Below are 14388 nucleotides of genomic sequence, written 5' to 3'. Positions count from 1 at the left end.
TTTGCTTAACGCTAAGCCATGGAAGCCTCTGACATGTTTGAAAAAATCACTGCTGCACCTGCTGACCCGATTTTGGGCCTGACCGATATTTTCCGCGCGGATGACCGCCCTCATAAAATTAACCTTGGGATTGGTGTCTACAAAGACGAAACCGGTAAAACGCCGGTGCTGACCAGCGTGAAGAAAGCTGAGCAGTATTTGCTGGAAAACGAAGTTACTAAAAACTATCTGGGGATTGATGGCCTGCCGGTTTTCGCCAGTTGCACCCAAGAGCTGTTGTTTGGTGCAGATAGCGCGATTATCGCTGACAAACGCGCACGTACCGCTCAAACCCCAGGTGGTACTGGTGGGTTACGTATTGCTGCTGATTTTATCGCCCATCAGACTAATGCCAAACGTGTCTGGGTGAGTAATCCTAGCTGGCCAAACCATAAAAATATCTTCGCAGCTGCCGGGCTTGAAGTAGTTGAGTATGCCTATTATGATGCTGCGAACCATGCGCTGGACTTCGATGGGCTATTAAAAAGCCTCTCAGCAGCCCAAGCAGGCGACGTAGTACTGTTCCATGGCTGCTGCCATAACCCTACCGGTATCGACCCAACTGAAGCCCAGTGGAGCCAATTAGCTGAGCTGTCAGTCGCTAAAGGCTGGCTGCCACTGTTTGACTTCGCTTATCAAGGTTTTGCCAAAGGTCTGGAAGAAGATGCTCAGGGCCTGCGTATTTTCGCCGCCAAACATCAGGAACTGATCGTTTGTAGCTCTTACTCGAAAAACTTTGGTTTGTATAATGAGCGCGTCGGAGCTTGCACCATTGTTGCCGCTAGCAGTGACGTGGCCGATATCGCCTTCAGCCAGGTTAAAGCCGTTATCCGTGCTAACTATTCCAACCCACCAGCCCACGGTGCCTCAGTGGTTGCGACCATCCTAAGCAACGCCGCATTGCGCGCCATTTGGGAACAAGAACTGACCGATATGCGTCAGCGCATCCATCGTATGCGTCAGTTGTTTGTCAATACGTTGCAGGAAAAAGGCGCGAAGCAAGATTTCAGCTTTATCATTAACCAGAATGGGATGTTTTCGTTCAGCGGCCTGACCAAAGAACAAGTCCTGCGCCTGCGCAATGAGTTTGCTGTTTATGCCGTCAACTCTGGCCGGGTGAACGTTGCAGGTATGACACCGGATAACATGGCCCCACTGTGTGAAGCTATCGTAGCTGTATTGTGATTCAGTATCGGTGACCTGGCGTAGTACCCTTAAGTTTACTGAAGAACCCCACTTTTGTGGGGTTCTGTCTTTTTAGCAGCAAGTCACGTTTGCCTTGTTTCAAATGCCCGCGGTAATTAGCCTTAATGGAACATATATTTGGCAAATTCGCTCATCGGCATTGGTCGCCCATACATATAACCTTGCAGATAGTCGACATTATGGGCCTGTAAATAGCGCACTTGAGTCTCGTTTTCCACGCCCTCAGCAATGGTCTGTAGCCCCAATCGGGTAGCCAGATCGATAACATTCCCGACAATGTGACTCGACAATGCATCGGAACCAATCATGCCAACAAAACTTTGGTCAATTTTCAGAAAATCCACTTTAAAGTTCTGCAAATAAGTCAGGCTTGAATGCCCGGTACCAAAGTCGTCGATAGCGATAAACACGCCTAACGCGTGCAGTTCTGCAAATAATCTATCAGTAATCTCATCGGCAACGATTAACTTCCGTTCGGTTAATTCCAATGTGATATTGATTTTATTACCACCAAATGCCTGAATAAAAGAGCGGCAATCATCGACCAGACTCAGATCACGACAATGATTGGCACTGATATTAAAACCAAAGTGAAAACCTTCCGGTAACTGATTTACGTAAGGTGCAAAAGTGGCACTAACTTGCCGCATGATAGCGCGAGTCATCGGCACAATAAATTCGCTGTCCTCAGCCATCGGAATGAATTTGTTGGGTTGAATTAAACCATTAACAGGATGCTGCCAACGCATTAGGACTTCACAGCCAATCCAGCATTGCTCTTTGCCTGATACTATCGGCTGCATATAAGCAACAAACTCGTTGTTTTCTAGCGCTTGTCTTAAAATCTGCGTAGGTGATACTGCCTTACCCGATAACCAGAAAACCAGCACCGCAGCACCAATGCTCGTTAAGATGAAAAATATCAGGCTACCTTGATTATATTGCCAGGCATAGGCCAAATATTGCTGGTTAGAAAGTGTGGTACTTAATGAATATGCAAATTTGTCTGAGGCCAGGTATAGAGGTTCACTCCCTTGAGGAGGTAGGCCTGAATGTACGATACCCGCAGCATCCATCCATTTATCTCCCACCCTCAGACTCAACGCTATATCACCACTCAATAAGTTAAGAATACTGCGCAGATAATAACCATCAACAGCAACGAGTATGCTGTAACTCCCACGAGCGAGGCGATACACCATCAAAGCACGATCTGGAGTGACATCATTACCTTGCATTAGCTCCAGTTGCCCATCAACAAAAACATCTAAGTCAAACGGCGTGGAAAGCGGGCCATAGATCGAGGAACAATAAATGGTAGTCCCCTTAGCTAAAGAGACTGAACGCACATCCGGTATCGTGACAACTTGATCACGCAGGTTCTGAACAACTTGTATGCAAGGCTTGCCTAATCCAGTTTCTACCTGAAGCGCCGCATGCTGCAAGTTATTAAGCACTTGTTCGAATCGCTCCCTGCCCTGTAATAACTTAGCTTCAGCATCCTGATACATATTTACTTTGGTTTGCGCATAAATCACAGCCGCACCCAACAACAGAAATAAGAGTAATACCATGCAAGAAAATGTTAGCCGGGACAGGAATTTACTCAGTCTGAAACGACGAAATGGCATAGTGGCTTCCATTGAAAGGCGCTCGTAATATTACGAACTCAAAACGGCAGCACAAACGGTGCCGAGTCAATAAACGTTACTACTGTTTGTTAGTCAGGCTTTATCAACTCGCAAAGATAATATAGCGCCAACTGTCATCATCATTATGTTCGTAGTACTGATATATAAATAACTATAAGTTCACAAAATATGTGAATCACGTATTCAATATAACGTAAAAAGGCACCAGACGGTGCCTTCTTTGAAGTTATGGCTGTTTATAATGTCAACATCACCAAATAGCAGGTTCTTCACGTATAAAAGGATTAGTCTGCCGTTCGTGACCTAGCGTAGACATTGGGCCATGGCCGGGAATAAATGTTATATCATCGCCCAAAGGCAATAATTTAGTCCGAATGGAATTAATCAGTTGTTGGTGATCACCGCGTGGGAAATCACTACGCCCAACACCGCCGTTAAAGATAACATCACCGACCAGTGCCAAACGCCCTGATTGGTCAATGAAAACAATATGGCCTGGCGTGTGACCGGGGCAGTGCAATACTGATAACTCCACTTCCCCTACGGTGATTTTGTCACCCTCTTCCAACCAACCGGTTGGGGTAAAAGCGTCACACTCACTCAAACCAAACATTCGGCTTTGTGCTGGTAACCCCTCTAACCAAAAAGTATCTTCTTTTTCAGGGCCATAAATCGGGATATCAAAATGAGCGGCTAACTCAGTGGCAGCACCCACATGATCCAGATGGCCGTGAGTCAATAAAATCTGGCTGACCGTTACCCCCTGACGTGTAACTTCAGCAATGATCTTAGCTGCGTCACCACCGGGATCCACCAATGCGGCCTGCTTTGTGGCTTCACACCAGATTAACGTGCAGTTCTGGCTAAAGGCCGTCACCGGAATAATTTGATATTTCATAAAACTCCACCCAAATGCAATCAGCAATATACCCGTTATCGTTCAACCTACTTACGTGTGGGCCTCGTTTACCTGAGTCACTGACGGGTCAGCTCATCGAGATTAACGAGCTTCATCCTTGAGGCACCCCTGCGGGCAGGCATAAATGCTGTTCAAATCAGTTCACAACCGATTCGTCCCTTGTTTGCCACCGCCCTGCACCTTGAAACTTGTTAGGTATATATTTAATTCATTTGCATAAAATGCCTGTTACCAGTTTCTTGTCGGCCCGGTATCAATATGCACAAAGTTACTGCGAGGGTAATATCCTACACCACCCGCACGCATTTTTAATGCTGCTTTGCGGATATTACTCAATTGAATGCCTTCAATATGAAAATCCATTGCCTGCCCTTTCGTATGGAAGCTGTGCTTAGCCACACCGCGACTGCGTTCGCGCAGTTCATTATTGGTATCAAGTGAGCGGTAACCGGAAATAAGCTGCACCGGTTTAGTTGTGCCAAGCAGCACTTGCAGGCGGTATAGCTGATCAAACAGGCGTGGATCAATACTTTTTACTTTATTGGCTCGGTAATCGCGAAAGAGATGATTTAAGCGGGAAAGTTCATCTTTGTTATAGCCCCGACCATCAAAAAATTCGGCTTTTATGGACTCGCCTGTATTGAGGTTATTCAGGGTCAAGATCCGTGGGCGAGGAGTCGAAAGGGTGGCGAATGCCTGCCCTGGAAGCAGCGATATACCCAACGCTGCCCCGCCTAACGTTAGCCATTTACGGCGATAATTATCAATTTTATCCATGATCTCTGTTAATACCCGGCAAGAATGTCAAAAGAAAGCACTAACCAAATGTGCCGTCCCGAACCATAACCGCCTACGGAAAACCAGTCAACCCGCATTCGGCACGCACTCGCTGTACGTTTAAGTTCGGTTATAGAGAACCCCAATCTAGGGCCCCCTATGACAACCCGATATTAAGACCATTAGTTATTGAGTTTTACTGCATTTATTGCAGTAAAAGTTCAGCCTGAGGTGAGATTTGTGCACCGGATCTCACCGTCTTATCATAATTGTAAATATCTGTTCTAAATTGTGGCTTACCGTCATCCGCCACCCATGCTGTCAGGTAATACAACTGCACCGGGACACGTTGGCGAATATTCACGTACGTGGTATCGCCTTGTTTTAACGTTGAGGAAACCCGCGCATCATTCCAGCCTGCATCTTGTAATAACATATTTGCCAGATCCGAGGCTTTATTGACGCGGACACAGCCGGAGCTAAGTGCACGGATATCTTTCTGGAACAAGCCATGGTTTGGCGTGTCATGTAAATAGATAGCGTCAGAGCTTGGCATATTGAATTTGAAGCGCCCTAATGAGTTGCTGGCACCTGGTGCCTGACGCAAGCGATACGGGAAGTTATTAGGTGAAATCATGCTCCAATCGATCATTGATGGATCAACGACTTCAGCCTCATTACTCCAGCCTGACAGTACGGTATAACCATGGCGCTGGAAATAACCGGCGTCATAGCGTGCTTTGGGCACAATATCTTGGCGCACCAAAGACGTTGGTACATTCCACGGTGGATTGACAACCACATTATTTAACGCACTGCTCATCAGTGGTGTCTTGCGGCTTGGACGGCCAACAATCACCCGGGATGAGAGAACCTCAGCACCATTCTTATAATAATTAAGCGAATAGTTTGGGATGTTAACCATAATGCCGTTATCAACTCGCCCCGGCAAAATACGTAAACGCTGAATATTCAATGCCAATAATGTTGCCCGCGTTTGTGGTGAGACATTCAGCCATTCACGCGTTCGGACACCAATAACGCCATCATCACTTAGCCCATGCCACTGTTGAAAACGTTTAACGGCTTCCACCAGCTCCGGCGTGTAAATATTGTCGGTTATGGTCACGGTAAGCGGTGCTGATGACGGTGCAGCAACATCGCCGGTAGCACCAGCAACAGAGGCGTCTGCCACGGGTGCTGCTGAAGGGCTAACCACCAGACTGTGAGCCAAGGCACGGCTCTTCTCTTCATCGACCGAGAGGTCATCATTGACCACGGCCACCGAGGGGTTATCCACCGGAATTACTTCTGGCGCTTTTGCTGGTTGTGATGCGACAGGATGTAGCATGCCGGTTCTGTCGAGAATCTTCCGCAGAGAGGGAATATCATCGCTTAACTGGCCAGGGCGCAGGCTGGGGCCATTGGACATCTGTGGCCAGGGTTGTCGGTCTGCCAGCATCAGTTTCAATGCCTGATGCATTTTGTCGTATTGAGGATGCTGAGGAGCCAGCGATGCCAGATAGGGTGCGGTGGTGCCTTCACGCACCGCTTGTTGCCAACGATTTAAAATTGTCGCCGGTGGCATCGCCATCTTGTAGGGCACATTGCTGTATAACCAGACACTGCCGTTCGCACCAACACCTGAGATAAAGTGCAAATATCCCAACATGGCATCTGATAAAACAACATCACGGGCTTGACCGGTAATGTCAGGATCACTGAGCCATTTTACCCACTGCATAAATTGCGGCTGGATACCAGAGAGTGCCACTTCGGCTAATTGCTGCTGAAAATGCTGCACCGCAGCCCTATCTTGCCACATAGGCTGCATACGGTTAGCGGCATAAAGCAACGCCAGTTCAGAAGTATAGAAAGGTGTCACCGTTTTAGGTAGCACTGACAATAGTTGCGAACGGCTTTGTGCAACCGACATGGTCGCACCATTTGCCGGCAGGGCTGAGGAGGAGTCTAGCGGCATCACAGGTGCCGTGGCTGATGCGGTAAATATTGGCATCAGGCTATAAATTAAAGCGCAGTATAACGCTAATGTGCGTTGCGGATTTCGTTTCCCTATCGACATTCTATGCCCCCGGTATGCTTATCTAAGTACGTCATAGTCTGTCGTTACCCTTCTTCCTTGAAGTCGCAGCTTTGTTGCTGCTCTGGCACCCGAATCCCTGAGCGTCGATCAGTTCAACGAGATTTGCTCGTTGGCTACAACTTCAATAGTTTCGGGTTTTCATCATTATTATACAAACAGAAATGCCCATTGCGTGGTCAACGATAAAATTTAACCATCACGTTACGCTAACAGATTTCCTGCGGTTATAAAATATAACCCTAAGATGTGGGAGAAATAAAAATGACCGCTTGTTAGCGGCCATTTAATGGGGTTAATTATTGTTGCCTTCTTTCTGAGCAACAATTAGCCACCGGGTTGTATCTCGGCAGGTATCGGTGGCAATGTAGGTATTTCATTGGCAAAACCACGTAAGCCAACCACATGTACATGCTCATGATTTTGGAAGACTTTTCGTACCAATTTATACGTAGTCCCTTTTTCTGGACTAATATTTTCTGGCGCTGCAATTATTAATTGCATTTCCAGCCGCTCGCACAGTTCAAATAATGTCGCGATAGATTTAGCATCCAAACGCGCCGCTTCATCAAGGAACAGCAAACGGCAAGGAGAAATATCTTTGCCGCGCAGACGACGCGACTCTTCTTCCCAGCTCTGTACCACCATGACCAGTATCGACATACCCGTACCGATAGCCTCACCGGTTGACAACGCGCCACTTTCTGCCCGCAGCCAGCCATCTGAACCGCGATAAACTTCGACTTCCAGTTCCAGATAGTTACGGTAATCAAGCAGTTCTTCACCGATAGTCTGCGGCAGACGCTGCCCCATATCCATTTGTGGGTTCAACCGCTGGTAGAGTTTCGCCAATGCTTCAGAGAAGGTCAGACGATTGCTATTAAACAGATCCTGATGCTGTTCCTGCTGCTCGGATAGCACATCGAGCAAGGTCGCGTGAGCTTCACGCACATTCACATTCAGTCGAACGCTCTTGACCTGACCAAATGACACCGCTTGCAAGCCCTGATTCAGCATACGGATGCGGTTCTGTTCGCGCTGAATAGTTTTACGGATAATATTCGATACACTTTTGGAACTGATCGCCAGCTTCTGTTCACGAGCGGTTAATTCTTCGGTCAAACGGCCCAGTTCAATCTCCATCTGTTCAATGGCTTCAACCGGATCATCAGTGCGAATAATATCCTGACGAATACGCTCACGCAGATGCTGGTAGACCGCGATATAGAACTGAATCTTACGCTCAGGCCGTTTCGGATCTTCAGATAAACGTAGCACATCGCGCAGATGTTCGTTATCAGCCACCGCCAGACGCAATGCGCCCAAGGCTTTATCTGACATTGAACGCAGCTCGTCACCGTCCATATAAGCCAGTTCACGGCGATGCAAACGGCGCTCAACGCCGTTATCTTTCACCATCCGCATTACCGCACACCAACCCGCTTTGGCATTGACGACTTGTTCACGGATCTGATGGTAATCTCGTTCCAGCTTGCGCAGTTTCTTCTGTAGGCTATCCATCTCAGCTTCACAGAAAGTTAGTTGTTTTTCCAACTGATTGCGGCGTAAACGGTTAGCGCTCAATGCCGCATGCAATTCGTCACGGCGGGTACGCGCGCGGGCTTCTGCATTAGCATCAGCCTGAACACCGATATCCACCAGTTCCTGGCTTAACTCTTTCAGCATGTCGCGCTTGGCGTCATAAGAACTTTTTAACGACGCTAACACCTGATTGTATTGGGTAAACTGCGCTTGATACTGCCGTAATTGCTCACGAGCACGCGTGCGTTCCGCTTCAGCTTGCTCCAAACGCTGGCGCAGTTTGTCGTTGAGATCAGAGTTCTCCGTCAACATGCCCGCAGAATCTGTATAGCTAAAGTGCGCACGACGTTGAACAACTTCAGTCAGTGCGAAAGCTTGTTGTTTAGCCTGACGTTGGCTGTTTTGCGCCAATACATAGTTTTCCTGCAACTGTTCGTGTTGTTGCGGGTCACTCTGTAGTACCGCTAACAGCGGTTCAAGTTTAGTCAGGGAAGCGCCATGTTTCTGAATATGGCGAGCCGCCTCTTGTGCTTGCGCCGATTCTTCAGTTATCTCTTCGACACGGTCAGTCAGCGTATCATCAAGTAGCAATGAAATAAGTGGGATCAAGCGGTTAAGAGCAGAAATCCCCTCTTTAGCCTGTTCAAATTGCTGGCGCTGTTGCTGGTTTTGCTCTTCGTGTGCACTCAGCGCACGCTCTATTTCACCACGACGGGTATTGAGCAAACGAATTTCAGCTTCAGGATCTGCATCAAATGCCACGGCCAGATGAGAACCGATAAAACGGCTGAATGCCTGGTGCAAGCGTTGCGTTTTTTGCACGTCAAATGACAACGTAGCATAGCGCTCAGCCAGGCTATCACGTTCTTGATACAGCGCTTCCAACCGGTTCTCACGGGCAGCGCGGCCAAACAGCGGCAGTTCTGGATAACGGGAGTAACGCCACTGGCGATCGGCAATTTTCACCACCACCGCTTTTTCAAGTTCTTCGACAGCAAAGACACTGTCATCAAATGACTGCGGATCCCCTTCGATGAGATACAAATCTTCCGGGCAATCTTCCAGCCCTGCCAATTGGTCGCGTACCAATGACAAATCCGGCACCACAATACCGTGGCGAGACGGGCCATACAGCGCGGAGAAGTATGGCGCATCATCAAGAGTCACATCGTCATAAATCTCAGATAACAGCACACCACCGAAGCGCTCAGCCAGAGCGATCATCCGCGCATCTTCAGCACCACTTGGCTGACTTAACCGCTCAATCTGCGCATCAACAGCATGTTTGGTTGCGGCGACTTCATCGCGCTCCACCGTGGTCTCACGCTCACGCTCCAGCAGTTGCTGCATGTGTTCGGTCACCTGACGGCTATCTTCCAGCGCCTCACCGCTCTGCTCGCTGAGTTGGCTCAGGGCATCTTGTGCTGCTAACCAGACGGGGGCACGCGCCGTCAGTTGCTGAATTTTGAGCTTAATTTGCTCAAGTTCCTGCCGCATTTCCATGCGCCGTTCACCCGCATCACTGACGTTGAGAGAAAGTTCTTCAACCTGTGACTCTAGCTCACGCTGCAACTCTTCCAGCTCCTCCGGCTGGTATACTTGCCCCTGGCGTTTGCAGAACTCGTGCAACAAGCGTTCTGCGTCTTGCTGAGCGCGTAAACGCTGTTCCAGCTCTGACAAGCGCATCCGCAATGGTTGCACACGTTCAGCCAAATGTTGCTGAGACGGCCAGTCACGCAGCAACTCACGCGCTGCTTGCCAGGCTTCACTGCGACTGACCTGACCGGCGATAGCCACCACTAGCTGGTAAGCCTGCTCAAATTGGCTGTGCGCGGCATCCGCAACGCTCAATTTCTGCTCGAGTTGTAATAAAGATTCGGTCGCTTCCTGCTCTTTGGCATGGAAGGTTTCTAGCCATTCTTCGGCATTATCAGCGGTTAATTCTGGCAATTGGCACAATGCGCGCGCACGTTCTAAAGCCTGTAAAGCTTGCTGATATTGGATAGCACGGGTTTGCTGAACGTCCAGCGCTTGCTGGTAATCGGCCAACTGACTTTTCAGTTCGTCCACCTCCAACTCAGCAGCTTCAGCGCGGGCTTCGTTATCGGCCTGCTGTTCGCTGGCCTCGGCGACAACTTCATTTTGCTCTTCCAGCCTGTAAGTCAACTCTTCCAGATCACTCTGGTAGCGCTCGATCTTTTCCTGCTGGCGCATGGCGGTCTGCACCAGACTCAGGTGGTCACTGGCCGCCTGATAATCGGTTTCCAGGTCCGATTCCGCACCGCTTTGCTCGGCTAATTCACGCGACATTTCCACATGACGATACTGTTCAGTCACCAATTGCTTGCGGCTGGTCAGCAAGTCACGGCGCAATACCAACGCGCCATCAAGATGGATCCGCCGCTCATTGGCATGACGCATATAGTCAGCAGCAACGTAGGACGTTGCCTCTGAAATCAGATGCTTAAACAGATCACGATCAGATTGAGTGACACGGATAGCCTCAAGGGTCATGCGGTTTTCACGCAGCGCAGCCTCCATATCCTGGAAGGCTTTCCGCACACCGCTGTTTTCTGGCAATAAGTAATCACGCAGTGAGCGGGTAATCGCGCTGGAGATACCGCCGTACAACGATGCTTCAATCAAACGGTAAAATTTGCTGCGATCGGCAGAAGAGCGTAAACGCTTTGGAATCACACCCAAATCAAACATTAGAGAGTGGTAGTCAGTGATGGAGTTAAATTGCTTGAACTGCACCCCTTCCATCGCTTCGACGCGCTCTTTCAGCTCTTGTAATGACAGCACGCGCGCCTGACGCTCACCCACCACCTCGGTGAGGATCTGGGTAGGTTGGATAGCCGTCGGCAGCCCTTGAATGGTGAACGGCTTAATATCAACCTTGCGGTCACGCCCTGCCACTTGTTGCAAACGCACCCCGACAACCACACGTTGGTGGCGGGAGTTGACGACATCCAGTGTTGAATAACAGACCCCAGCCCGCAATTTACCGTGCAAACCTTTATCGCGGGAACCGCTGGTGGCACCCGCTTCGGTGGTGTTACGAAAGTGCAGCAGTGTCAGATCAGGAATCAGTGCTGTGACGAAAGCGGCCATGGTGGTGGATTTACCCGCACCATTGCCGCCAGATAAGGTGGTTACCAGCTCATCAAGATCGAATGTTCGGGCAAAAAAACCATTCCAGTTAACCAAGGTCAGCGAGCGAAATTTACCGCGTTCAATCATTCCTGTTCATCCTCTGCACTGTCCGCTGCATTACCCATGGTGATATCAGTTTCATCGCTTTCATCATGGAGTGACAGACTGTTTTCCACCGCCATGGCTTCGCCATCACGGATCATGCGTAGCTGGGCTTCCCGTGGGTCATCTCCGCTACGCACATCAGCACCAAAGCGGAACACCGCTTCAGTGATACGAAACTTGCTGCTGTCATTGCCCATAAAGTAGATCATCCCCAACCGACGCAGCCGGTTAAGTGACGTTCGTACTTTTTCCTGCAACTTCTGCTTATCCAAATCCGACCCAGTTGAGCGCTGGTTAACAAACTTCAGCAATTTGCTCTCATCGGCCAGACTTAGCAGCTCTTCGTATAATTCGTGCTGCGCGAAAATGCCTTCATGGGCCAAACGTTCCGGGCTGAGATACAGATAACAGAGGATCTTGCCAACCATCATATCCAGCTCAGATAGCACCGAGCGTGGGATCAGTGTGGTAGAACGGGGGCGCAGATAGAAGAAACCTTCCGGTGCACGGATTAATTCCACGTTATAGCGGGTATAAAACTCTTCCAGTTGTTCCTGAAAATCCATCAGGAAAGCATGGTTATCCAGCTCATCAATCCCGATATGGCGACCGGCACGTAACTGGCTATCGAGCGCTGGAAACAGTGAATTGGCCAATGCCTGAGCCAGTTTAACGGGCATTACTACTTCAATATTTGTTGATGACATGTGCCTGCACCTTGGCTCCGTAATCATTGATTGCCAACCATTCCGCTGGTAACCCTGAGAAATCGGCTTCGGCCACACCAAGGCGAACTGCCTGGTCGACCAGGATACGAGCCACGTCGAAATGACGAGCACGCGGATATTGCGCGAGGTAGTCGCGCATCACTTCCCCCAGATTAAGTGGCATTTTTTGCTGCTGGTATACCAGCAATGCTTGCTCAATCAGGGCGGCTAATTGTTCACGGATCTCATTAAATTCTTCAAATTCCAGATCCGGTGGCAGCTCACCGGTAACTTCTTCACTGCGCAACGCCAGTTCTTCATCACGCATATCCAGCAAGCGATCCGCGTTGGCATAGGTGAGCGCCCATGGGCTAGCAAAATAATTCTGCACTGACTGGCGCAAGCGTTGGGCGAAGACACGGTTTTTATCCATATCAATTGCAGTACGGATAAACTTATGCACATGGCGGTCATAGCCGATCCACAGGTCAATCGCCTGCTGGCCCCAACTGATAATGCGGTCAAGTTTACTTTGTAAATCAAAGACCAACTTATCCACCAGATCCAAGCCTGCATTGCCGATAGTGGCTTCTTGAATACGTAACAGGTTAGCCTGAAGCTTATCACCTGCTGCTTCCAGCGTATCTTGTAATTCCCGTAGTGTGCCGGAGGTTTCTGACAGCAGCATTTCACAACTGGCAATAGCCGCCCGCCAATCCTGATTTAGCAATGCGGCAATATCTTCCTTCACACTATGCTGCTGTTCGTCCATCAGGCGTTGCGTCATATCGATGCTGTCAAAAATTTCAGCAACTGAATATTTTAGCGGAGCAAAAACATTACGGTGCCAGTGGAACTCATCCCCCCCCTCTTCTGCCGCTTCTGCCGCCCGTTGTAGCTCTTGCGCGACAATCGATAACTGCATTGACAGGCGCAGGGTGGAGAATTCACGCTGACGGATATAATAATCAGTGATACCAATGCCTAATGGAGTCAGCCGATAAATGGCATTACCATCGGCTATTTCACTGGTAAAGCGGTTCAGTAACCGCTGGCGTACCATGTCATTGATAGCGTTATTGGCGCGCACAGCCACGGTTTCATGGGTCTGTTCAAAACCTTTGCAGACGTGGCGAAATGCATCAACTAGCTCCCCTTCACTCATTTCGCCGTCCAGCCGCTCGCCGTTTAACGTGGCAATAGCTAAAAGAAAGGCCAGACGATCCGTTGGCAGAGTAATTGAAAAGTCATTTTTCCGCGCCCAGGCGACCAGTTCGGGTACTGTCTGGGAAAATTCACTCATAGTGGGTCCTTCAGATTCGGCTTAAACGCCATGACATGCACGTAGCGCCCCAGGCTGATAAAGGGCTCCTGCCGGCAATAGCGCTGTTCCAGCGCCAATAATTCAGCAAACTCATCAACTTGTTGCTGTTTATTTTTCATGTAATCGTGAAACACCCGCACTCCCGTCTTACCGCTAATGGATAAACCCATTTGCTCAAGCCAACCATATACCGTTGGTGGATCTAAAGGGTATTGCGGTGACAGCGAACGCTGCCTACGCCTTTTTACACCCGGTATCGCCAACTGAAAGTTACCCAATACCGCATTACGCATCACCAACCCATTGGCATTGAAAAACATCAATGAGAGCGCGCCACCAGGGGCTAACGCATTAAAGAGTACTTGCAGAACGTGTTGGGGTTCTGCAATCCATTCTAAAACCGCATGGAACAATATCAGATCAACCGGCTGTTCTAAATGTTGGGTGATGTCCTGAGCCGCACTTTGTACAAATTGCATGTTGTGGCTCACACCTTTTTCCAAGGCCGCAGCTTTCGCACGCTGGATCATCTCCGCTGACAGGTCACATAATAGAACCTGATGGCCTAATGCCGCCAGTTGGCAAGCCATATGCCCTTCGCCCCCACCCGCATCTAAAATCCGCAACGGGCGTGGCGGCAACTGCGCTAACAGCTCGGTGATATCTTGCCAAACCACTGCCTGACGAATCATTCCCTTCGTCGTACCATAGATATTGCGGGAAAATTTCTCAGCAATATCATCGAAATTGCGATCCTGCATGAACAACTGCTCCGCTATAACTATTGATTTAACGGCTTTGTATACCCGTCATACTTCAAGCTGCATGTCCGTTGGCCGCCTTCGATCACCCCAGTCACT

At 49.2% G+C, this 14388-nt stretch carries 9 protein-coding genes; 1 reads left to right on the top strand and 8 read right to left on the bottom strand.

Features of this window, described 5'->3' with window-relative positions:
• Nucleotides 1–33: 33 nt before the first annotated feature.
• Nucleotides 34–1224: an amino acid aminotransferase gene (locus A6J67_RS12000; RefSeq protein ID WP_032906157.1), complete on the top strand. Its 1191-nt coding sequence runs from the start codon at nt 34–36 to the stop codon at nt 1222–1224.
• Nucleotides 1225–1346: 122 nt separating this feature from the next.
• Here A6J67_RS12000 and A6J67_RS11995 read toward each other — a convergent pair whose 3' ends face one another.
• The 8 genes from A6J67_RS11995 to cmoM all read right to left on the bottom strand — a co-directional run bounded on the left by A6J67_RS11995 (nt 1347) and on the right by cmoM (nt 14289).
• Nucleotides 1347–2876: an EAL domain-containing protein gene (locus A6J67_RS11995; protein ID WP_050074563.1), complete on the bottom strand. Its 1530-nt coding sequence runs from the start codon at nt 2874–2876 to the stop codon at nt 1347–1349.
• Between the two features lie 271 nt (nt 2877–3147).
• Nucleotides 3148–3795 (bottom strand): MBL fold metallo-hydrolase, encoded by a 648-nt coding sequence (locus tag A6J67_RS11990; RefSeq protein WP_080608176.1) that lies wholly within the window; start codon nt 3793–3795, stop codon nt 3148–3150.
• Nucleotides 3796–4044: 249 nt separating this feature from the next.
• A complete protein-coding gene (locus A6J67_RS11985) occupies nt 4045–4593 on the bottom strand; it encodes a YcbK family protein (protein WP_005184643.1) in 549 nt (182 codons plus the stop codon).
• Between the two features lie 205 nt (nt 4594–4798).
• Complete coding sequence (ldtD, locus tag A6J67_RS11980; protein ID WP_050297094.1) at nt 4799–6676, bottom strand: L,D-transpeptidase; 1878 nt, start codon at nt 6674–6676, stop codon at nt 4799–4801.
• 345 nt (nt 6677–7021) lie between these two features.
• The gene (gene mukB, locus A6J67_RS11975; RefSeq protein WP_080608175.1) at nt 7022–11479 is read right to left on the bottom strand and encodes a chromosome partition protein MukB; all 4458 of its coding nucleotides are present in this window, start codon (nt 11477–11479) and stop codon (nt 7022–7024) included.
• The gene (gene mukE, locus A6J67_RS11970; protein ID WP_042568220.1) at nt 11476–12204 is read right to left on the bottom strand and encodes a chromosome partition protein MukE; all 729 of its coding nucleotides are present in this window, start codon (nt 12202–12204) and stop codon (nt 11476–11478) included. The genes mukB and mukE overlap by 4 nt, the downstream gene beginning before the upstream one ends.
• Entirely contained in the window at nt 12185–13507 is a 1323-nt protein-coding gene (gene mukF, locus A6J67_RS11965; RefSeq protein ID WP_042568221.1) for a chromosome partition protein MukF, read from the bottom strand. The genes mukE and mukF overlap by 20 nt, the downstream gene beginning before the upstream one ends.
• Entirely contained in the window at nt 13504–14289 is a 786-nt protein-coding gene (gene cmoM / locus A6J67_RS11960; protein ID WP_005184651.1) for a tRNA uridine 5-oxyacetic acid(34) methyltransferase CmoM, read from the bottom strand. The genes mukF and cmoM overlap by 4 nt, the downstream gene beginning before the upstream one ends.
• Between the last annotated feature and the right edge of the window lie 99 nt (nt 14290–14388).

Origin of the sequence: Yersinia sp. FDAARGOS_228, assembly GCF_002073315.2 — a bacterium.
Taxonomy (GTDB): domain Bacteria; phylum Pseudomonadota; class Gammaproteobacteria; order Enterobacterales; family Enterobacteriaceae; genus Yersinia; species Yersinia intermedia.
This window is presented reverse-complemented; position numbering and strand designations above follow the sequence as displayed.

Coding starts and splice junctions, on each gene's coding strand:
- A6J67_RS11990 (WP_080608176.1), bottom strand. CDS start 3,795: ATGAAATATCAAATTATTCCGGTGACGGCCTTTAGCCAGAACTGCACG.
- A6J67_RS12000 (WP_032906157.1), top strand. CDS start 34: ATGTTTGAAAAAATCACTGCTGCACCTGCTGACCCGATTTTGGGCCTG.
- ldtD (WP_050297094.1), bottom strand. CDS start 6,676: ATGTCGATAGGGAAACGAAATCCGCAACGCACATTAGCGTTATACTGC.
- cmoM (WP_005184651.1), bottom strand. CDS start 14,289: ATGCAGGATCGCAATTTCGATGATATTGCTGAGAAATTTTCCCGCAAT.
- mukE (WP_042568220.1), bottom strand. CDS start 12,204: ATGTCATCAACAAATATTGAAGTAGTAATGCCCGTTAAACTGGCTCAG.
- A6J67_RS11995 (WP_050074563.1), bottom strand. CDS start 2,876: ATGCCATTTCGTCGTTTCAGACTGAGTAAATTCCTGTCCCGGCTAACA.
- mukB (WP_080608175.1), bottom strand. CDS start 11,479: ATGATTGAACGCGGTAAATTTCGCTCGCTGACCTTGGTTAACTGGAAT.
- A6J67_RS11985 (WP_005184643.1), bottom strand. CDS start 4,593: ATGGATAAAATTGATAATTATCGCCGTAAATGGCTAACGTTAGGCGGG.
- mukF (WP_042568221.1), bottom strand. CDS start 13,507: ATGAGTGAATTTTCCCAGACAGTACCCGAACTGGTCGCCTGGGCGCGG.